The sequence below is a fragment of the Variovorax sp. V15 genome (genome assembly GCF_041154425.1).
GTDB classification, from domain to species: domain Bacteria; phylum Pseudomonadota; class Gammaproteobacteria; order Burkholderiales; family Burkholderiaceae_C; genus Variovorax; species Variovorax guangxiensis.
In genome coordinates this window covers 3,001,636-3,022,021 of record NZ_AP028659.1, presented here as the reverse complement: position 1 = coordinate 3,022,021, position 20,386 = coordinate 3,001,636, and the positions used below count along the sequence as shown (strand labels likewise).

19 protein-coding genes are annotated in these 20,386 nt (G+C 69.2%); 10 read left to right on the top strand and 9 right to left on the bottom strand.

The window, feature by feature from the left end; translation table 11 throughout:
* Positions 1-2 precede the first annotated feature (2 nt).
* Positions 3-773 (top strand): 3-hydroxybutyrate dehydrogenase, encoded by a 771-nt coding sequence (locus tag ACAM57_RS14230; protein WP_369662104.1) that lies wholly within the window; start codon positions 3-5, stop codon positions 771-773.
* A 62-nt stretch (positions 774-835) separates the two neighbouring features.
* On the opposite strand, the gene ACAM57_RS14225 is transcribed toward ACAM57_RS14230, so the two are convergent.
* Together ACAM57_RS14225 and ACAM57_RS14220 are read right to left on the bottom strand one after the other, a co-directional pair.
* A complete protein-coding gene (locus tag ACAM57_RS14225; protein WP_126023996.1) occupies positions 836-1,546 on the bottom strand; it encodes an SIMPL domain-containing protein in 711 nt (236 codons plus the stop codon).
* 77 nt (positions 1,547-1,623) lie between these two features.
* Positions 1,624-2,019 carry a hypothetical protein gene (locus tag ACAM57_RS14220; protein ID WP_369662103.1) on the bottom strand — a complete coding sequence of 132 codons (396 nt, stop codon included), beginning with the start codon at positions 2,017-2,019 and terminating at the stop codon, positions 1,624-1,626.
* Between the two features lie 137 nt (positions 2,020-2,156).
* Here ACAM57_RS14220 and ompR point away from each other — a divergent pair, with 137 nt between their 5' ends.
* Both ompR and ACAM57_RS14210 read left to right on the top strand, forming a co-directional pair.
* A complete protein-coding gene (ompR, locus tag ACAM57_RS14215) occupies positions 2,157-2,888 on the top strand; it encodes a two-component system response regulator OmpR (protein ID WP_007837017.1) in 732 nt (243 codons plus the stop codon).
* 74 nt (positions 2,889-2,962) lie between these two features.
* Positions 2,963-4,387 carry a sensor histidine kinase gene (locus ACAM57_RS14210; RefSeq protein ID WP_126023995.1) on the top strand — a complete coding sequence of 475 codons (1,425 nt, stop codon included), beginning with the start codon at positions 2,963-2,965 and terminating at the stop codon, positions 4,385-4,387.
* 21 nt (positions 4,388-4,408) lie between these two features.
* Here ACAM57_RS14210 and ispF read toward each other — a convergent pair whose 3' ends face one another.
* Together ispF and ispD are read right to left on the bottom strand one after the other, a co-directional pair.
* Positions 4,409-4,900, bottom strand: coding sequence for a 2-C-methyl-D-erythritol 2,4-cyclodiphosphate synthase (gene ispF / locus ACAM57_RS14205; protein WP_184637548.1), 492 nt, complete (start codon positions 4,898-4,900; stop codon positions 4,409-4,411).
* Positions 4,897-5,619, bottom strand: a complete 723-nt coding sequence (gene ispD, locus ACAM57_RS14200; protein ID WP_369662102.1) for a 2-C-methyl-D-erythritol 4-phosphate cytidylyltransferase — start codon at positions 5,617-5,619, stop codon at positions 4,897-4,899. Before ispD ends, ispF begins: the two co-directional genes overlap by 4 nt.
* A gap of 119 nt (positions 5,620-5,738) precedes the next feature.
* On the opposite strand from ispD, the gene mfd reads away from it, so the two are divergent.
* From mfd to ACAM57_RS14185, 3 genes are read left to right on the top strand one after another with little or no spacing between them, the layout of a single operon-like run.
* Positions 5,739-9,221 carry a transcription-repair coupling factor gene (gene mfd, locus ACAM57_RS14195; protein WP_369662101.1) on the top strand — a complete coding sequence of 1,161 codons (3,483 nt, stop codon included), beginning with the start codon at positions 5,739-5,741 and terminating at the stop codon, positions 9,219-9,221.
* Positions 9,218-9,928, top strand: coding sequence for a phosphoserine phosphatase SerB (serB, locus tag ACAM57_RS14190; RefSeq protein ID WP_369662100.1), 711 nt, complete (start codon positions 9,218-9,220; stop codon positions 9,926-9,928). The genes mfd and serB overlap by 4 nt, the downstream gene beginning before the upstream one ends.
* A complete protein-coding gene (locus tag ACAM57_RS14185; protein WP_369662099.1) occupies positions 9,925-11,007 on the top strand; it encodes an Ldh family oxidoreductase in 1,083 nt (360 codons plus the stop codon). Before serB ends, ACAM57_RS14185 begins: the two co-directional genes overlap by 4 nt.
* Before the next feature lie 7 nt (positions 11,008-11,014).
* Here ACAM57_RS14185 and ACAM57_RS14180 read toward each other — a convergent pair whose 3' ends face one another.
* On the bottom strand, positions 11,015-11,338 hold the full coding sequence (locus ACAM57_RS14180; protein WP_369662098.1) for a DUF6172 family protein: 324 nt from the start codon (positions 11,336-11,338) through the stop codon (positions 11,015-11,017).
* Between the two features lie 62 nt (positions 11,339-11,400).
* Between ACAM57_RS14180 and ACAM57_RS14175 the strand changes: the two genes are divergently transcribed.
* Positions 11,401-11,628 (top strand): hypothetical protein, encoded by a 228-nt coding sequence (locus ACAM57_RS14175; RefSeq protein ID WP_126023986.1) that lies wholly within the window; start codon positions 11,401-11,403, stop codon positions 11,626-11,628.
* A 17-nt stretch (positions 11,629-11,645) separates the two neighbouring features.
* On the opposite strand, the gene ACAM57_RS14170 is transcribed toward ACAM57_RS14175, so the two are convergent.
* The gene (locus tag ACAM57_RS14170; protein WP_126023983.1) at positions 11,646-12,833 is read right to left on the bottom strand and encodes a PLP-dependent aminotransferase family protein; all 1,188 of its coding nucleotides are present in this window, start codon (positions 12,831-12,833) and stop codon (positions 11,646-11,648) included.
* 120 nt (positions 12,834-12,953) lie between these two features.
* On the opposite strand from ACAM57_RS14170, the gene nth reads away from it, so the two are divergent.
* Together nth and ACAM57_RS14160 are read left to right on the top strand one after the other, a co-directional pair.
* Entirely contained in the window at positions 12,954-13,601 is a 648-nt protein-coding gene (nth, locus tag ACAM57_RS14165; protein WP_369662097.1) for an endonuclease III, read from the top strand.
* A 19-nt stretch (positions 13,602-13,620) separates the two neighbouring features.
* Positions 13,621-14,478: an Ivy family c-type lysozyme inhibitor gene (locus ACAM57_RS14160; RefSeq protein WP_369662096.1), complete on the top strand. Its 858-nt coding sequence runs from the start codon at positions 13,621-13,623 to the stop codon at positions 14,476-14,478.
* Between the two features lie 20 nt (positions 14,479-14,498).
* Here the strand turns inward: ACAM57_RS14160 and ACAM57_RS14155 are convergent, their stop codons facing one another.
* The gene (locus ACAM57_RS14155; protein ID WP_369662095.1) at positions 14,499-16,061 is read right to left on the bottom strand and encodes a methyl-accepting chemotaxis protein; all 1,563 of its coding nucleotides are present in this window, start codon (positions 16,059-16,061) and stop codon (positions 14,499-14,501) included.
* Between the two features lie 149 nt (positions 16,062-16,210).
* On the opposite strand from ACAM57_RS14155, the gene ACAM57_RS14150 reads away from it, so the two are divergent.
* Entirely contained in the window at positions 16,211-18,973 is a 2,763-nt protein-coding gene (locus ACAM57_RS14150) for a LuxR C-terminal-related transcriptional regulator (protein WP_369662094.1), read from the top strand.
* Between the two features lie 18 nt (positions 18,974-18,991).
* On the opposite strand, the gene ACAM57_RS14145 is transcribed toward ACAM57_RS14150, so the two are convergent.
* Together ACAM57_RS14145 and ACAM57_RS14140 are read right to left on the bottom strand one after the other, a co-directional pair.
* Positions 18,992-19,549 carry a histidine phosphatase family protein gene (locus ACAM57_RS14145; RefSeq protein WP_369662093.1) on the bottom strand — a complete coding sequence of 186 codons (558 nt, stop codon included), beginning with the start codon at positions 19,547-19,549 and terminating at the stop codon, positions 18,992-18,994.
* Entirely contained in the window at positions 19,546-20,340 is a 795-nt protein-coding gene (locus ACAM57_RS14140) for an adenosylcobinamide-GDP ribazoletransferase (protein ID WP_184637523.1), read from the bottom strand. Before ACAM57_RS14140 ends, ACAM57_RS14145 begins: the two co-directional genes overlap by 4 nt.
* Positions 20,341-20,386: the final 46 nt, after the last annotated feature.

Sequence of the window (20,386 nt, the reverse complement as noted above, 5' to 3'; positions counted from 1 at the left end):
TCATGCTCAAAGGCAAAACCGCGCTTGTCACGGGGTCCACCAGTGGCATTGGCCTCGCCATCGCCAAGTCTCTCGCCCAGCAGGGCGCCAACATCGTGCTCAACGGCTTCGGCGATTCCGCCGCTCCGAAGGCCGAGGTCGAAGCGCTCGGCGTGCGCGCCGATTACCACGGCGCCGACATGAGCAAGCCCGGGGAGATCGAGGACATGATGAAGTTCGCCGCGTCCAGGTTCGGCCGCGTCGACATCCTGGTGAACAACGCCGGCATCCAGCACGTCGCCAAAGTGGAAGACTTTCCCATCGAACGCTGGGACGCCATCATCGCGATCAACCTCACCAGCGCCTTCCACACCACGCGGCTGGCGATCCCGGCGATGCGCGAAGCCAACTGGGGGCGCGTCATCAACATCGCCTCGGCGCACGGGCTGGTGGCGTCGGCGCAGAAGTCGGCCTACGTGGCGGCCAAGCATGGCGTCGTCGGCCTGACCAAGGCGGTCGCGCTGGAAACCGCGACCACGGGCGTCACCGTCAATGCGATCTGCCCTGGCTGGGTGCTGACGGCGCTGGTACAGAAGCAGATCGACGACCGCGCGGCGCGCGAAGGCATCACGGTCGCGCAAGCTCAAAACGATCTGCTGGGCGAAAAGCAGCCTTCGCTGCAGTTCACCACCGTGGAGCAACTGGGCGGCCTGGCGGTCTTCCTCTGCTCGCCGGCCGCCGACCAGGTCCGTGGCCAGGCATGGGCCATGGACGGCGGCTGGACTGCCCAATAAGACTGCCCAGTAGTGGGTAGCCCCGCGGTACGCGCCTCTTTCTTATATGAGCACGGACCGCTCTACTTGAGCTGCACGGAGCCCGAGACGGTCACCATCACGGCGGTCTTGCCGGCTTCGACCGGCACCGCAGAATCCGCCGACGAGAACGACTTGGCCTGCACCGCCATCATGCGCGGGCGGATCGGGCCGTTGTCGCTCGCATTCACCGACACCTCGCGCAGCGTGTAGCCGCCGAAGCCGAAGCCCTTGGCCAGCTCATTGGCCTTCTGCTTGAAGTTGTCGATGGCGATGTTCTGCGCCTCGGTCTCGGTCTTGGCCCGCTGCTCGCGGCTCAGGCCGAAGCCCACGTTGCCCACGCTGAGCGTGGTGATGCGCCCTGCCGTCTGGGTGATGCGCGGGAAATCGCGGCCTTCGAGCACCAGTTCGGTCGAGCCCTGCCAGCCGTTGATCTTGCCGTCCTTGGTGTAGCGCGGCGACAGGCTGAAGTTGCCGGTACGCACGTCGAGCTGGCCTGCCTGCGCGTTCTTCTTCGCTTCGGCCAGCGCGGCGTCGAGCGCGGCCTTCAGCTGCGTCTGCACGGTGGCGGCGTCGGTCGCGTCGCGGGTGGTCACGAGGGTCATGCTCAGCATGTCCTGCTGGACTTCGACCGTGCCCGATGCCGTCAGCTGCAGCACGTTCTGGGGAGCCGGCGTGGCGGCGTTCTGGGCCAGCGCATTGCCGGCGGCGGCCAGGGCTGCGCAGGCCGCGAGCAGTTTGATCTTTTTCTTCATGGCGAAGTACTCCCATTGTTGGTATGAAAAGACAGGCAGCCGAGCCCGCACCGGCAGGCCGGACGCACCCGCGCAGATCAGCGGCGCTGGCTGCGCGGCGCGAGCGGCAATGCACTTGCCGCGGCCGGCGGCACCGGCACGATGCGCTCGGCCGGCTGCGATTCTGCCGAATTGAGCAAAGCACCCGTCGAAGGCGGGGTCCATTGGCCGCGGACCTGCTGGCGCAGCTCGAACAGCTCAGCGGGAGTCAGGCGCCGACCGGCAATGGCTTCTCCGCGCTTCATTTCCTCACGCTGCGCGGCCCGGTGGGCGGCGACCGCATGGCGGACTTCGCTGCGGCGCGTTTCACTCACCCTGAAGAAGTCGCCAGACACCGCCAGCGAGGGGCCGCAGGCGAAAACGAGGATGAGCGGCAGTGCGGAAAAAGGACGTCTCATTGAGGCGAAAGTCATCGGTAGACGCGACTTTGCCATTGCCGGACTAACGTCGGATGACCAGACCGCGAGCGTCCGCAAGTTTTGTAACTTAGTGTCAAACCATAAGCAAATCCGGCTCAACCGGACCGCAACGCCTTCAGAATCGGCCCTGTTACAAATTCGACGTTGTAGAAATGACTCAAGTTCCCGCTCGCACCGACAAGATCGTGATCGTCGACGACGACGCCCGCATCCGCGACCTCCTGCGCCGCTACCTGACGCAGGAAGGCTTCGAAGTGATCGTGGCCGAGGACGGCAAGGCGCTCAACCGCATCCTGTTGCGCGACACGGTCGACCTGATCGTGCTCGACCTGATGATGCCCGGCGAAGACGGCCTGTCCGTCTGCCGCCGCCTGCGTGCCGCCAACGACCGCACGCCGATCATCATGCTCACCGCCAAGGGTGAGGACGTGGACCGCATCGTCGGCCTCGAAGTCGGCGCCGACGACTACCTCGGCAAGCCCTTCAACCCGCGCGAACTGCTGGCCCGCGTGCACGCCGTTCTGCGCCGCCGTCCGCCGCTGGAAGCGCCGGGCGCCCCCTCCACCGAGAACGAAACCGTCACCTTCGGCCCCTTCGCCTTCGACCTCGGCTCGCGCACCCTCAAGAAAGACGGCGAAGAACTCTCGCTGACCACCGGCGAGTTCGCCATGCTGAAGGCGCTGGTGCGCCATCCGCGCCAGCCGCTGTCTCGCGAAAAGCTGGCCCAGCTGGCCCGCGGCCGCGAGTTCGAGCCCTTCGACCGCAGCCTGGACGTGCAGATCTCGCGCCTGCGCAAGCTCGTCGAGTCCGACGCCGCTGCGCCCCGCTACATCCAGACCGTCTGGGGCGTGGGCTACGTGTTCGTGCCGGACGGCACGGCCTGACGCCACGTTGAAAGGTGGCCGTCGGCCAACCCCCCGGACCAGGCGCAGCCCAGGAGGACGGCGCGCAGGTCACGATGCCGAGCCCGCTCGAAGCGAGCGCGCAGCGTGACCGCCGCCCCGGCCTCAAACTGGGCTTCAGCCTTTTCTGGCGCACCTTCTTCCTGCTGGCGCTGCTGCTGATCGGCTGTACGGTCGCCTGGCTGCAGACTTTCCGCTCGCTCGAATACGAGCCGCGCGCCATTCAAACGGCGCACCAGATCGCCTCTCTCGTGAACCTCACGCGGGCGGCGCTGGTGTACTCCGACGCCATCACCCGGGTGTCGCTGATCAAGACGCTGGCCGACCAGGAGGGCGTGCGCATCCTGCCGCGCGAGCCCAACGACCGCTTCCAGCCCTACACCAGCGGCGCGCTCGACCTGCGCGTGACCGAGGAGCTCATCGACCAGCTCGGCGAAGGCACCACGGTGGCGAGCCGCGTGAACGACGAGGCGGGCCTGTGGATCGGCTTCACCATCGAAAGCGACACCTACTGGCTGCTGCTCGACCCCACCCGCTTCAGCCGCGTGGGCGGGCGCACCTGGCTGGTGTGGCTGAGCACCGCCATGGCGCTGTCGCTGGCCGGCGCGGCGCTGATCACCCGGCTCATCAACCTGCCGCTCAAGCAACTGTCGCGCGCGACCATGCAGGTGCGCGAGGGCGAGTACGAGGCGCACCGGCTCGACGAGCGCGCCCGCACCAACGAGATCCGCGCGGTCAACATCGGCTTCAACCGCATGGCCGACCAGCTCGCCAAGATCGAGCAGGACCGCGCCATCATGCTGGCCGGCATCTCGCACGACCTGCGCACGCCGCTGGCCCGGCTGCGGCTGGAAACCGAGATGAGCGTGGCCGACGAGGACGCGCGCGACCACATGGCGGCCGACATCGCCCAGCTCGACGCGATCATCGACAAGTTCCTCGACTACGCCCGCCCCGACCACGTCGACCCCAAGCCGGTGCTGCTGCGCGACGTGGTCGATGCCTGCACCTACGCCGTGCAGGACTACGAGGAGATGAACATCAAGGTCGAGGTGCCCCCCGACCTGCGCGTGATGGGCGACGAGGTCGAACTCACCCGCGTCATTTCCAACCTGGTCGAGAACGCGCGCCGCTATGGCAAGACGCCTGCCACCGGCGTGGCGGACGTGACGATCCAGGCGCAGGCCAACAACGACGCGGTGCTCATCAAGGTGCGCGACCACGGCGCGGGCGTCGAGCCGGCCCTGCTCGCGCAGCTGACCAAGCCCTTCTTCCGCGGCGACGCGGCGCGCACATCCGCAGCCGGCGCGGGGCTGGGCCTGTCGATCGTGGCGAAGAACATCGAGCGCATGGGCGGCACCTTCGCGCTGACCAGCACACCGGGCCGCGGCCTGGCGGCGCACATCCGCATGCCGCGCGCGATGCCGGCGGGAATGGTCAGGCCGGGCGAGCCTCAGGGCAGCGGCAAGAAGCCAGCCTGAACAACGCCGGCCGCGCCTGCGTCAGCGGTGCAGCAGAACGGCCGCGCGAGCTTCCATCGCGCGGCCCTCGCCCACGGGGCCCAGCTTCTCGGCCGTCTTGGCCTTCACGTTGACCTGGCCGAGCTCCACGCCCAGCGTGTCGGCGATGCGCTGGCACATCAGCGGAATGTGCGGCGCGAGCTTGGGCGCCTGCGCGATCACGGTGCTGTCGACGTTGCCGATCTCCCAGCCCGCGGCACGCACCCGGCGCGCCGCCTCGGCCAGCAGCACCGCCGAATCGGCACCGCGGAACTGGGGATCGGTGTCCGGAAAGTGCCGGCCGATGTCGCCCAGCCCCGCGCCGCCCAGCAGCGCATCGGTGATGGCGTGCAGCAGCACATCGGCATCCGAATGGCCCAGCAGGCCGGTGGTGTGCGGCACCTCGACGCCGCCGAGGATCAGTTTGCGCCCCGCCACCAGCTGGTGGACGTCCCAGCCCTCGCCGATGCGGATGTTGAAAGGCGCGGCGGTCATGCCAGTTCCTTCCTGCGGCCGAGCAGCACGGCCTCGGCCAGGGCGAAGTCTTCCGGAAAGGTCACCTTGAAGTTCTGAGCGCTTCCGGGCACCAGCAACGGCGAAAGGCCGACGGCCTCGATGGCGCTGGCCTCGTCTGTAACGGCATCGCCAGCGCGCTCCAGCGCGTCGAGCAGCATGCCGATGCGGAACATCTGCGGGGTCTGCGCCAGCCACTTGTCGGCGCGCGGCAGGGTCTGGGCCACGCGGCTTTCGGCGGTGGAAGACTTCAGCGTGTCCGCCAACCGCTGCGCCAGCAGGCCGCCGACGGCGTCGTGCTCGCAGGCGGCGATCAGCGCCTCGATCTGGCTGGAAGTGACGAGGCAGCGCGCCGCGTCGTGCACCAGCACCCAGTCGTGCGCGCCGGCGCCCTTCTGCCGCAGCGCCACCAGGCCGTTGCGCACCGTGGCCGCGCGGGTCACGCCGCCCACGCGCAGCAGGTATTCGTTCTCCGAGGGAAAGCGCGGCAGCACCGCATCCACGTCCCGGTCGTCCGGCGACACCACCAGCGCCAGCCCGGCGAAGCGCCCCGACATCGCGCGGAAGGCCTCCAGCGTGTGGGCCACCATCGGCAGCCCGGCCAGGCGCCGGTACTGCTTGGGCTGCGTGGACTGCGCATGTCCCGCGCGATGGCCGGAGCCGGCGCACGGGATCAGCACGAAGAGTCGGGAAGAGGACATGAGGGCCCAGCGTCGGCCGTGGCCGACAAGCGGATAAAGGGCCGCCATTCTAGAATTGACCGCTACGCACACCCCTCGCCAGCCGGCGCGGGGTGTTGTGCATTTCCATCAAGCGTTCCATGGACCTCCCCCACCTCACGGCGGGCAAGCGATTCACGCTGCCGCGTCCTCCCTTGTCGGCAGATGCCTTGCTGCTGGCGCAACTGGCCATGCGCGAGAAGGCCGCCGGGCGCGCCACCGCGATGTTCACGGCCGATGCCAACGACGCCCAGCGCCTGATCGACGAGATCGCCTTCTTCGCTCCCGAGCTGCGCTGCGCGCTGTTCCCCGACTGGGAGACGCTGCCCTACGACAGCTTCTCGCCCCACCAGGACCTGATCAGCGAACGCCTGGCCACCCTCTGGCGCATCAGCCAGAAGGAGGCCGACGTGGTGCTGGTGCCCGCCACCACCGCGCTCTACCGGCTGGCGCCGCCGTCCTTCCTGGCCGGCTACACCTTCCACTTCAAGGCCAAGCAGAAGCTGGAGGAGTCGAAGCTCAAGGCCCAGCTCACTCTTGCCGGCTACACCCATGTGACGCAGGTGGTGAGCCCCGGCGAATACGCGGTGCGCGGCGGCCTGATCGACCTGTTCCCCATGGGCTCGCCGGTGCCGTTCCGCGTCGACCTGTTCGACGACGAGATCGACACCATCCGCACCTTCGACCCCGACACCCAGCGCAGCCTCTACCCGGTGCCCGAGGTGCGGCTGCTGCCGGGCCGCGAGTTCCCGATGGACGACGACGCGCGCGGGCGCTTCCGCAGCCGCTGGCGCGAACTGCTCGAAGGCGACCCGACCAAGAGCCGCATCTACAAGGACATGGGCAACGGCGTGGCCACCGCCGGCATCGAGTACTACCTGCCGCTTTTCTTCGACGAGACGGCCACTGTGTTCGACTACCTGGGGCCGGACGCCACCGTGGTGCTGCACGGCGACCTGGAACCCGCCTTCCAGCACTTCTGGCAGGACACCAACGAGCGCTACCGCCTTGTGCGCGGCGACCCCGAGCGCCCCGCCCTGCCGCCCGAGGCGCTGTTCCTGAACGCCGAGCAGTTCTACCAGCGTGCCAAGCCGCACGCGCAGCTGGCCATCCGCGGCGACGTGGACACCGACGCGCCCTACGCCGAGTTCGAAAGGTTGCCGCCCTTCGCCGTGGTGCGCGGCGCCGAGGACCCACTGGTCGGCCTGAAGGCGCACATCGCGAAGACACCGCACCGCGTGCTGCTGATCGCCGAGAGCGAGGGCCGCCGCGAGAGCCTGCTCGACTTCCTGCGCGCCAGCGGCGTGAACCCGCCGGCCTTCGACTCGCTGGCCGAGTTCGAGTCTTCCGGCGACGAGAAGATCGGCATCGCCACCGCGGCGCTGGCCTCGGGCTTCGCGTGGCGCGAACAGGGCATCGACTTCGTCACCGAGACCGAGCTCTTCGCCACAGCGCCCACCACGCGCCGGCGCAACAAGAAGCAGGAGCAGGTCAGCGACGTCGAGGCACTCATCAAGGACCTGTCGGAGCTCAACGTGGGCGATCCGGTGGTCCACAGTGCGCACGGCATCGGCCGCTACCGCGGCCTGATCCACATGGACCTGGGCCAGGGCAACGGCCCCGACGGCAAGCCGCTGATGCAGGAGATGCTGCACCTGGAGTACGCCGACAAGGCCACGCTCTACGTGCCCGTGAGCCAGCTGCACCAGATCAGCCGCTACACCGGCGTCAGCGCCGACGAGGCACCGCTGCACAAGCTGGGCTCCGGCCAGTGGGAAAAGGCCAAGCGCAAGGCCGCCGAGCAGGTGCGCGACTCGGCCGCCGAGCTGCTGAACATCTATGCTCGCCGCGCGGCACGCGAGGGCCATGCCTTCCGCTACTCGCCGGCCGACTACGAGGTGTTCGCCAACGACTTCGGCTTCCAGGAAACCGCCGACCAGAAGGCCGCGATCCACGCCGTGGTGCAGGACATGATCTCGCCCCAGCCCATGGACCGCCTCGTGTGCGGCGACGTGGGCTTCGGCAAGACCGAGGTGGCGCTGCGCGCCGCCTTCATCGCCGTTACCGGCGGCAAGCAGGTGGCATTCCTTGCGCCCACCACGCTGCTGGCGGAGCAGCACTACCAGACGCTGGTCGACCGCTTCGCCAAGTGGCCGGTGAAGGTGGCCGAGATGAGCCGCTTCCGCTCGGCCAAGGAAATCACCGCCGCCGCCAAGGGGCTGGCCGACGGGCAGGTCGACATCGTCGTCGGCACGCACAAGCTGCTTTCGCAGTCGGTCAAGTTCAAGAACCTGGGCCTGCTCATCATCGACGAGGAGCACCGCTTCGGCGTGCGCCACAAGGAAGCGATGAAGGCCATGCGCGCCGAGGTCGACGTGCTCACGCTCACCGCCACGCCGATCCCGCGCACGCTGGGCATGGCGCTGGAGGGCCTGCGCGACCTGAGCGTGATCGCCACCGCGCCGCAGCGGCGCCTGGCCATCAAGACCTTCGTGCGCAACGAGGGCACCGGCGTGATCCGCGAGGCCGTGCTGCGCGAGCTCAAGCGCGGCGGCCAGGTCTACTTCCTCCACAACGAGGTGGAGACCATCGAGAACCGCCGCCAGAAGCTGGAAGAGATACTGCCCGAGGCCCGCATCGCCGTGGCCCACGGCCAGATGCCCGAGCGCGAGCTGGAGCGCGTGATGCGCGACTTCGTGGCGCAGCGCCACAACCTGCTGCTTTGCTCGACCATCATCGAGACCGGCATCGACGTGCCGACCGCCAACACCATCGTGATCAGCCGTGCCGACAAGTTCGGCCTTGCGCAGCTGCACCAGTTGCGCGGGCGCGTCGGCCGCTCGCACCACCAGGCGTACGCCTATCTCATGGTGCCCGACACCGAGGGCCTGACCAAGCAGGCCGCGCAGCGGCTGGATGCCATCCAGCAGATGGAGGAGCTCGGCTCCGGCTTCTACCTCGCCATGCACGACCTGGAGATTCGCGGCACCGGCGAGGTGCTGGGCGAGAACCAGAGCGGCAACATGATGGAAATCGGCTTCCAGCTCTACAACGAGATGCTCAGCGAGGCGGTGCGCGCATTGAAGGCCGGGCAGGAGCCCGACCTGCTGTCGCCGCTGTCGGTCACGACCGAGATCAACCTGCACGCCCCCGCCCTGCTTCCCGATGACTACTGCGGCGACGTGCACCTGCGGCTGTCGTTCTACAAGAAGCTGGCCACGGCGAAGACGCCCGACCAGATCGACACGCTGCTGGAAGAGATCGTCGACCGCTTCGGCAAGCTGCCGCCGCAGGCGCAGACGCTGATCGACACCCATCGCCTGCGCGTGCTCGCGCGGCCCTATGGCGTGGTGAAGGTCGATGCGGCGCCGGGCATCATCAACATCACCTTCAAGAAGGATCCGCCGGTGGATGGCATGGCCATCATCCAGCTGATCCAGAAGAACAGGCACATCAAGCTCGCCGGCAACGAGAAGCTGCGCATCGAGCGCGAACTGAAAGAACCCAAGGACCGGGCCCAGATGGTGCGCGACGTGCTGCGCAGCCTGGGCCAGCCCACCGTCAAGGAAACCGCCACCGCATGAGCGCTACTGAAATCTCCCCCGGCCTCGTCATCCAGCGCGTGAAGCCGCCGCTGAAGCTCGCCGACTTCAAGCTGATCGCCTTCGACATGGACTCGACGCTGATCAGCATCGAATGCATCGACGAGATCGCCGATGCCGTCGGCAAGAAGGCGGAGGTGGCCGCGATCACCGAAGCCACCATGCGCGGCGAGATCAAGGACTTCAAGGAGAGCCTGCGCCGCCGCGTGGCGCTGCTCAAGGGCGTGCCGGCCGGGGCGCTGCAGCAGGTATACGACGAGCGCCTGAAGCTCAACCCCGGCGCGGCCGAGCTGGTTGCGGCCTGCAAGGCGGCCGGCCTCAAGGTGCTGCTGGTGTCGGGCGGTTTCACCTTCTTCGCCAACCGCGTGAAGGACCGGCTGGGCATCGACTTCGCGCGCTCCAACCTGCTCGACGAAGCCGACGGCAAGCTCACCGGCGAGGTGGTCACGCAGAGCTGGGGCGACATCTGCGACGGCGCCGAGAAGCGCCGCACGCTGCTGGAGGTGGCCTCGCTCATGGGCATCTCGCCGCAGGAGACCATCGCCGTGGGCGATGGTGCCAACGACCTGCCGATGATGGGCGAGGCCGGCCTCTCGGTGGCCTATCACGCCAAGCCGAAGGTGCGCGAGCAGGCCATGGTGGCCATCAACGAAGGCGGCCTCGACCGCGTGCTGGAAATCCTGAAATGACCGACGCCACCGCGCCTGCTCCATCGGCCCCCCTGTATCGCGCCGATGCGCTCGTCGAGTATGCGGATGCCCTGCTGCAGAAGGCCGGCCTTGCCGCGCCCAAGGCCGCCGTGGTCGCGCGCACGCTGGTCGAAGGCGACCTGCTCGGCCACGACACCCACGGCCTCGCGCTGCTGGCGGGGTACGTCAAGGAGCTGGAATCGGGCGGCATGACGCGCGACGGCGCGCCCGAGGTGATGTCTGACCGCCCCGCCGCCGTGCTGTGGGACGGCAGGCGCCTGCCCGGCCCGTGGCTCATGGACCAGGGCATGAACCTGCTGGTGCCGCGTGCGCGCGAGCTGGGCACGGCCTCGCTGGTCATCCGCCGCAGCCACCACATCGCCTGCCTGGCCGTCTACATGCTGCGCGCGCTGCAGGAAGACATGCTGATGCTGCTGGCCTGCTCCGACCCCAACGCCGCCAGCGTCGCGCCCTTCGGCGGCACGCAGGCAGTGTTCACGCCGAATCCGCTGGCGATGGGCTTTCCGCTGTCGCAGGGCGGCGTGATGGTCGACATCTCGGCCTCCATCACCACCAACGGCATGAGCAACCGCAAGCGCGCGGCCGGCGAGACCTTCGCCGAAGAATGGCTCATCGACGCCGCCGGCAAGCCTTCGAACGACCCGCAGGTGCTGTTCGACCAGCCGCCCGGCACGCTGCTGCCCGTGGGCGGCCTGAGCCACGGCCACAAGGGCTACGGCATGGCGCTGCTGGTGGAGACGCTCACGGCCGGCCTCGCGGGCCACGGCCGCGCCGATCCGCCCGAGGGCTGGGGCGCAACGGTGCACGTCACGCTGCACGACCTGAACGCCTTCGGCGGCAAGGAAGCCTTCCTGCGCCAGATGGACCACGTGGCCGAACGCTGCCGCGCCAATGCGCCCATCGACCCGGCGAAGCCTGTGCGGCTGCCGGGCGAAGGCGGATTGAAGCGTCGGGAATCGCAGTCGAAGAACGGGGTGCGCCTGCACCCGTCGATCGCGCGCTCGCTGCAGGATGCGGAGCAGCGCCACGGCCTGCGGCTTGCGCAGGCGCTGGTCTGAGCGGGGCTCAGCCTTCCTCGGGCGATTCGGATTCCGGCGAGCCGGCCGGGCGCGCCTTGCGCTGCGCCGGCTTGGCGAGGATCTCGATATAGAACTGCTTGCCGCCCTCCTTCGCCACGCCGTCGATCAGGCCGGTGATGGCGGAAAGGTGGATGACCTCGGCCGATTCCTGCGAGGCGCCGAAGCGGCAGTCGAAGTCCCAGTAGTCCATGCCCTCGGGCAGTTCGCGGCGCCGCTCGCGCTTGATGTACTTGCGGATCTCGTGCTTGATGGCTTCGAGTAGACGGTCGGGGTGCTTGCCCTCGACCTGAAGCTGGAAGGTTTTTCTCATGGGTGATCCTAACCCGCTGTGTACAGTCGACTCATTCCACGGACAACAGGACAGGTGACGACATGGCGCGCGCGAACGACTGGGCAAGCAAGGTGATGGCACTGATCAACGGCGGCAACCCGACCGCGGCCATCGCGCAGATCAAGGTCGCGCCCTCGGTCAAGGACCTGAAGGCGCTGCAGACGATCATGACGCTGTCGAAGATGAAGGGCCGCTATCCGAACGTGGATGCGGCCATCACGGACAACCTGGACCTGCTCGCGGCGCCCCGGCTGCACCGGTCGCCCTGAGCCTGCGCCAGCTACCTTCAGAGGGCCTGGCCGAGGCGCTTCACGCCCTCTTCGATCTTCGCCACGTCGGCCGTCGCGAAGCTCAGGCGCAGCGTGGCCACATCGGGCTTCTCCGCGAAGAACGGCGCGCCGGGCACGAAGGCCACCAGCTTTTCGATGGCGCGCTTGGCCAGTTCGTTCGCGTCGGCCAGCTTGCCGTTGGCGCCCGTCAGGCGGGCCCAGAAGAACAGTCCGCCGTTGGGCTGGGTGAAGCTCACCGCGTCGCCCAGCTCGCGCTTGAGCGCCGCACCCATGGCCTGCGCGCGCTGGCCGTACACCTCTCGCACATGCGCCAGCGTGGCGGGCATGCGGCCGCTCTTGAGGTATTGCGCGGCCGTGGCCTGCGAGAAGGTGCTGGTGTGGGCGTCGCTGAACTGCTTGCACATGGTGGCCTTGGCCAGCAGCTCGGGCGGCGCGATCATCCAGCCGATGCGCAGGCCGGGGCTCAGCACCTTGCTCAGGCTGCCGCAGTGCGCGAGCAGCTCGCGGCTGCCGGGCACGTCCTTGCTCAGCGACATGATCGAAGGCGGCGGGGCCTCGCCGAAGTAGAGGTCGCCATAGGGGTCGTCCTCGACGATCAGCGTCTGGTATTTCACGGCCAGCTCCAGCACCTTCTTGCGGCGCTCCAGGCTCAGCATGGCGCCGCTGGGGTTGCCGAAGGTGGGAATCAGGTAGACGAACTTGGGCTTGTGCTCGGCGATGAGCTTCTCGAGCTCGTCGGTCTTCACGCCGTTGGCGTCGATGGGCGCGCTGATGAGTTGCGCGCCGTAGAGGCGGAAGCACTGGATGGTGGCCAGGAAGGTCGGGCCCTCGACGATGACCTTGTCGCCGGGCGAGATCATGGTCTTGCCAAGCAGGTCCAGCGCCTGCTGGCTGCCGGTGGTGACGATCAGGCCGCTGGGGTCGACGTCGACGCCCTTGGTCTTCATGAAGGAGCTGAGCTGCGTGCGCAGGGGTTCGTAGCCTTCGGTGGCGCCGTATTGCAGCGCGCCGCCGGGTTCCTCGGTGAGTGCCTTCTGGCTCGCCTCCTTGAGGCCTTCGACGTCGAACATGGCGCTGTCGGGGAAGCCGCCCGCGAAGCTGATGATGCCTGGCTTGCCCAGCAGCTTGAAGAGTTCGCGGATGGCGGAGGTCTCGACGTTGTCGAGGCGGGAGGCGAATTGCATGGTCGGTCTCACTTTCTGGGGTTGCATTGTCGCCAAAGCGCGGTCAATAAAGCTGCGTAAGGCCATCGGCTTTCGACGATATATTGCGGCTGCCGGCCTTGCCTGCCCTTCCGACGCCCCATGAAAAAAGACAACATCCCCCTCTTCTTCGCCACCCTGCAGGCGGCCAACCCCGAGCCCGAGACCGAACTGGAGTACAGCACCCCCTTCGAGCTGCTGGCCGCCGTGCTGCTGTCGGCCCAGGCCACCGACGTGGGCGTGAACAAGGCCACCCGCAAGCTCTTTCCGGTGGCGAACACGCCGCAGGCCATCCTCGATCTGGGCGTGGAGGGGCTGGAGGAATACATCAAGACCATCGGCCTGTACCGCAGCAAGGCCAGGCACCTGATCGAGGCCTGCCGCATGCTGGTGGAACAGCACGGGGGCGAGGTGCCGCGCACCCGCGCCGAACTGGAGGCCCTGCCAGGCGTCGGCCGCAAGACGGCGAACGTGGTGCTGAACGTGGCCTTCGGCGAGGCGACGATTGCGGTCGACACGCACATCTTCCGCGTGGGCAACCGCACCGGGCTGGCTCCGGGCAAGACGCCGCTGGAGGTGGAACTCAAGCTCGAGAAGCGCGTCCCACTGGAGTACCGGCTGCATGCCCACCACTGGCTGATCCTGCATGGCCGCTACATCTGCGTGGCGCGCAAGCCGCGCTGCTGGGAATGCGCGGTGGCCACCTTCTGCTCCTACAAGCCCAAGACGCCCGCGCCCAGATCGGCCTGAGACAAGACAACGACGACGAATGACGAGAAGCAAGACCACAGCGACGACCACCGACCACTCCCGGGCCCTGCTGCGCACCGCCATGCTGGCCGCGCTGCTGCCGGCCGCCGCCTGGGCGCAACAAGGCGGCCAGCAGCTTCCCAACTACATCGCCCAGTACACCGGCCGCTGGTCCGCCGACTGCGCGGACAACTCGGCCGCCGCGCTGCAGGTGCGGCAGGATTCGCTGATCGCCGAGAGCGGCAAGCGCCGCGTGGTCACACGCGAGCCGCAGACGGTCCACAGCCTCTTCGGCAACAGCCCGCCGCCCGCGGGCTTCGACGTGGCGCTGGTGGGCGACACGGGCAAGGCCGGCGCCCTCACCTTCCTGGTCTACCGCAGCTCGCGCGGCCAGTACGCCACGCTCGATGCCGACAAGCCCCTGGCCGGCCAGCTCGGCCCCGAGATGATGAAGCTGCGCTACTGGCGCTGCAACGGCGCCGCCCGCGCGCTGCAGCCTCCCCCCGAGCCTGCCGCCAAGGTACCGCCGCCGCCCACCGGGAGCCCCGCCGCGCTGGCGCAGGGCCCCGCCATGCAGAAGGCCTGGCGCGCCGCGCTGGGCACGCGCGAGAACGAGCGCTGGCTGGTGCGCCGCGAAGGCCCGGCGCCCGAACCGCAATGGGTGACGGTCGATGGCACGCGCTACCTGCTGCATGCCTTCTGCAAGCCGCACGACTGCTACGACAACAACGCCATCGCGTTGTACGACCAGGGCTCCGGCCGCATCTACGGCCTGGTGCAGCGCAACGGCGGCAACCGCCTGCTGGGCTCGCCGCCCGCCGCGCTCGCGCCGCAGCTCGACAAGCTCTGGCGCGAGCAGTGGCGCAAGTCGAACTGACCGGCCGCTGAAGGGCGGATTCAGGCCAGCTTGAACATCCGCACCGCGTGCACCAGCCCCGCGGCCTGGTCGTTCATCGACTGCGCGGCGGCCGAGGCCTCTTCGACCAGCGCCGCGTTCTGCTGGGTGGTGCGGTCCATCTGCTTGATGGCGTCGTTGACCTGGCCGATGCCGGCCGCCTGCTCCTGGCTGGCCGCCGTGATCTCCGCCATGATGTCCGTCACGCGCCGCACGCTGCCCATGATTTCCTCCATGGTCTTGCCGGCCTCGTTGACCAGGGTGCTGCCGGCCTCCACCTCGCCCACCGAGTCGCCGATCAGCGTCTTGATTTCCTTGGCCGCCGCGGCCGAACGCTGGGCCAGGCTGCGCACCTCCGAGGCGACCACCGCGAAGCCGCGGCCCTGCTCGCCGGCGCGGGCCGCCTCCACGGCGGCGTTCAGCGCGAGGATGTTGGTCTGGAACGAGATGCCGTCGATCACGCCGATGATCTCCACCACCTTCCTCGAGGAGGCGTTGATGGACGCCATCTTCTCCACCACCTGATCGACCACCGCGCCGCCGCGCGAGGCCACCTGCGAGGCCGAGTCGGCGAGTTGGTTGGCCAAGCGCGCGTTGTCGGCGTTCTGCCTGACGGTGCCGGTGAGCTCCTGCATGGCGGCGGCCGTCTGCTCCAGCGAGCTGGCCTGCGCCTCTGTGCGCGACGACAGGTCGCGGTTGCCCGAGGCGATCTGGCCCGAGGCCGAGGCGATGGAATCGGTGCCGTCGCGCACCTGCCCCACCACCTTGGCGAGCTCGTCGTTCATCGAGCGCAGCGCGCGCATCAGCATGCCCGACTCCGATGCGTCGGCCACCTCGATGCGCGCCGTCAGGTCGCCCGAGGCCACCTGCTGGGCCACGGTCACCGCCTGACCCAGCGGCCGCGTGATGGAGCGGGTCATGCGGTATGCCAGCAGCACCCCGCCGGCCAGCGAAGCGCAGCTGATCCACAGGATCATCCACTTGGCGCGCTGGTACGCCGCCTGGGTCGAGCCGGTGCTTTCGTCGGAGCTCTTTCGCAGCATCGCCTGGAAGGCCGAGACATGCGCCAGCACCTGGTTGAGCAGCGGCATGCATTCCTGCGTCAGCACCTTCACGGCCGCGTCGGTCTGGCGCGAGGTGGCCAGGCCGACGACGTTCTTCGCGATGGGCAGGTACTGCGCCTCGAGCGCGCGCAGCTTCTCGAGCATCCTGCGCTCCTCGGGGGTGGAGGCGTCCGGCGCGGCCATCACGGCGGCGAGGTTCTGCAGGCCGGCGTCGATCTCGCGCTGCGAACTGCCGACGAGGTCGATGTCGCCCTTCTGCGCCGCCGGATCGGACACCAGCGCCAGGTTGCGCGCCGCAATGGCCCGCTTGCCGATGGCCGACTGCACGTTGTTGAGTTCGTCGAGCTTGCGCTGGCCCACTTCGGTCGCGAAGGCGACGCTCTGCGAGAGGCGCGCCATCTCGCGCAGGCCGATGCCGGTGATGACAAGCTGCAACAGCAGCAACAGTGCAAAACCCAGCCCGAGGCGGGCTCCGATCTTGAGATTCGAGAGATCGAACATGAGGCTTTCTCCAGTGGACTTGTTGTTGAGGGCTGCGCTGCCTCATCGGCAGCGCGGCCGCGCGCCACCCCACCCTCGAAGGGTGGGGAGGGGCAAACCCTCGAATATGGGATCCGATCCGCGCGCGGGATGACTCAGAATCCGCAGCGATGCAACCCGTCCCAATCCCCGGTACGCCCGCTCTGCGCACGCGAAGCCGCCGCCTGCTGGTTCGTCAAGGCCTGCTCGAGAGGCTCGACGGTCCGGACACCCGGCGCTGCGTTGTGCTGCGCGCACCCGCCGGCTTCGGCAAGAGCTCGCTGCTGCTGACCTGGCAGCGCGAGCTGGTCTCGTCGGACGCCGGCATCGCCTGGCTCAGGCTCGCCGACCTCCCCGAGGGCGACCTGCACTTCATGACCGGCCTGATGTCGGCCCTCGCTGGCATCGACACCGCCATTCCCGGGCAGGCCATGGCGCACGCCGTTCCCGATGCGCTCTCGACGGAGCGGCTGGTCATCGCGCTGGTGCGCGGCATCGCGGCGCATGGCCGCAGGGTGGTGCTGATCGTGGACGACGTGCAGTGCGCCCAGAGCGGCAACGTGCTGCACGCGCTGCAACTGCTTGTCGAATACGCGCCGCCGAACCTGCTGTGCGTGTTCGCCAGCCAGGACGAACTGCCGATGACGCTGGCGCACTCCCCCGCCTCCAAGACGGTGCTGGAGCTGCGCAACGACGACCTGCGCTTCAGCCTGCCGGAATCGATCGACTATCTCGGCATGCGGCTGCCCCACCTCGACGAGCGCGCGGCCGCGACGATCCACCGGTTGACCGAGGGGTGGCCGGCCCTGCTGCGGCTGGCCAGCGCCGACGTGCGCCGCCGGCGCGGCGTGCAGTCGCCGCTGCTGCATGGCGTGCCCGACCCGGAGCCTTTCGCGGCCTACTTCCACGCGCACGTCTTCCCTCGCCTGTCGGAAACGCAGCTGCGCCTGCTCACGTGCTGCGCCGCCACCACGCGCTTCAGCGCGCCGCTGTGCGCCGACCTGGCCGGCGACGGCTACACGCCGGCCCTGTGCGCCGAGCTGCTGGAGCCGCTGGTGCGCGAGGGCCTGCTGTCGCTCGTGGTGGAAACGTCCGAGACAGCCACCCACGAGCGCTGGTGGCACATGCATCCGCTGCTGCGCAGCGTGCTGCTGGTGCGCTTCGCGGCCTGGCCCGAAGCTTCGCGCCTGCGGGTGCATGCCACGGCCTGCCACGCCTTCGCGACCCGCGGCATGCACCACCAGGCCGTGCGGCACGCGCTCGCGGCCAACAACCACGAAACGGCAGGCCGGCTGGCCGAGCGCGGCGCGGAGGCGCTCTTCACCCGGGGCAAGATGAGCGAGGTGATCGCGCTGCTGCGCCAGCTCGACGCCCGGACGGTCGGCGACAACGCCAATCTCGGTCTCTGGATTGGCTGGGTCGAGCTGGCCGACTACCGGCTGGACGACTGCGCCCGCAGCATCGAGCGCCTGCGCGCCAGGCCCGGCGCGCTCGACCCGGCCATGCGCTACCGGCTGACGCTGCTGGGCTGCCTGTTCGCCATCCGCAACGACGACGACGACGCCCTCTCCTGGCTGCTGCCAGAGCTGCTGGCCCCGCCGCCAGCGGCCGACGAGTTCGCGGTGGCCGGCAGGCGCAACGTGCTGACCTGGCTGCACCTGCATCGCGGCGAATTCGAGGAGGCGCGCCGTATCCAGCGCGACGAGCCGGCGCCCCGCATCGACGGCGAGCCGGTCGCCGGCACCCTCTTCGGCTCGCTGGTGGGCCAGTGCCTGGTCGGGCTGTCCTACGCCATCGAAGGCCAGATGCACCGGGCGGAGCGCATCTACCGCCAGGTGCTGGACGAGGCGCAGGAGCGCGGCGCGCGCTGCGGCGAGGCGGCGCGGCTCACCGCCCAGCTGCTGGTCGAGGTTCTGTACGAACAGCAGGGCCCGCTGGTGGCGGCGCGCTTCATGCAGGAGCAGTTGGGCACGCACGACGGGCTGATTCCCGACACCACGCTGCGCATGATCATCGTGGCCAACCGCGCGCAGCAGGCCGCCGGCCGCCAGCGCGAGGCGCTCGAGCACCTCGCGCAGGCCGGCTGCTTCCTGCGGCGCTACGGCATGGACCGCGCGCTGGCCTGCGTGCTGCTGGAGCAGCTCGGTGTCCAGCTCGCGAACGGCGACGCCGGCGCCGCGCGCGAATCGCTGCAGGAACTGGAGGCGCTGCACGCCCGGCATCCCGCCGTCGGCCACGGCACGCTGCGGCGCATCGCCGACGTCGTGGAACGCGCGCGCATCCGGATGGCGATGCACGACGGCGACCAGCCCTCCACTCTGGAAAGAATCGAAAACCTGTCGCGGCACTACGAAAAACTCGGGCAGGTCGGCCTCGTCGCCGCCCTGCAGCTGCAGGCGGCCGAGGTCGAGCGCAGGCTGGGCCGCGCCGAAGCGTCCAGGGCGCGCGTGTGCGCGGCCCTGCGCCTGGGCCATCGGCTCGGGCTGCTGCAAACCCTGCTGGGCGCGCACGACAACGTCCTGCCGCTGATCCGCACGGCGGCGTCCATCCCCAACCTCGACCCGGTGCTGGGCTTCTTCATCGAGCGCATCGAGGCGCAGGCCCGTTCGCAGCTCGACGCGCGCACCGAGCCTGCGCCGGTGCCGCGCCTGCGCGACGACCGGCGCCTGACGCGGCTGCTCACGCTGCGCGAGGCCGAGATCGCCGAGCTGCTGCTGCAGTCGCTGCCCAACAAGAAGATCGCGCTCACGCTCGGCCTGTCGCTGGACACGGTCAAGTGGCACCTCAAGAACATCTACCTGAAGCTGGACGCCCACGGGCGCAGCGCGGTCGCCGAGCGGATGCGGCGGGAGCTGGCGCGCAACGACGAAGGCAGCGGCGCGGGTGGCAAGTAGCGCGCGGCCGCTGTCCGATCAGGGTTTTTTATCGAAAACCAGCCAATTGCCGAAGGGCATCTCGCCGGACGGCCAGTCGCTCGCCACCACCGGGCAGCGGATGCCGCGTTGCAGCAGGGTCACGGCGCGCAGCACGCCCGCATGCGTGACCCAGAGCGTGTCGCGCGGCCGAGCCAGCCATTCGTCGTGCGCCTCGGCGATGCGCGACATGAAGGCGCGCACGCTCTCGCCGCGGGTGCCGGCGCGCAGATCGGCGAAGTCGGCCGTCCAGGCGTCGAAGTCCTCGCGCGGGATGTCGGCCCAGGGTTGGCCTTCCCACGCGCCGAAATCCATCTCGGCCAGCCGCACGTCGCGCCGGACCGACAAATCCGGCCGCAGCGCGGCGATGGCTTCGGCCAGCGCGACGCAGCGCCTCAGCGGAGAGCTGCACAGCGTCACGCCCGCCGGCAGCAAGGGCGCGATGCGGCCGGCGGCAGCCAGCGTGGCGTCGGCATGGGCTTCGAGGTCCGTCGCCCCATAGCAGAGGCCGGGCTGGGCCACGACCGGCGCATGGCGCTGGAGCCAGAGCGTGCTCATGCCTTCCAGGCCAGCGCGAGGTAGATGGCGAGCTCGCAGACCTGTTGCGTCGCGCCCAGCCCGTCGCCCGTGAAGCCCCGCAGCCGCCGCACGAAGAGCTGCGCCATCCAGCCCGCCGCGAGCGTGGCCGCGAGCACCGCCGCCGCGACATGAACCGCATCGTGTGCCTGCAGAAGCAACACCACGGCAGGCACCGTCCAGACGATGGCGATGAGCAGCGCGCCCGGGCTGATCGCATCCGCCAGCGGCTTGGCCTTGCTCGCGCCGCTGTCGCCCACATAGGGTAGCCAGCGGATCAGGAACAGCGGCATCAGCCGCGACAGCACATGCGCGCCGACGATGGCGATCGCCGCCGCCTGCAGCCCCCGCCCCGCAAGCGCGGCGAGCAGCGCGAACTTGAGCCCGAGCGCCAGCACCAGCGCCACGGCCCCGAAGGCGCCGATGCGCGAGTCCTTCATGATCTCCAGCGCCCGCTCGCGATTCGCCGAGCCGCCCAGGCCGTCGGCCACGTCGGCCAGCCCGTCTTCATGGAAAGCCCCGGTGAGCATCACCGTGGCGACCGTGCTGATCACCGCAGCGGCCAACGCTCCCGCCGTACCCTGCAAGCCCCAGGCCACGCCCGCGAACACCGCCGCCGCCACTCCGCCCACCAACCAGCCGATGCCGGGCAGATGAGCAGCGCTCGCGCGCAGCATCTGCGGGCTGAAGCCAACCCACTCGGCCAGCGAGCCAGTCACCGGCACCCGGGTGAAAAACTGCAGCGCGAGCAGGAAATGGCGGATGCCGCTCACACGAATACCTTCGTGCTTCGCACTGCGGTGCGAGCCTGCTTGGGGC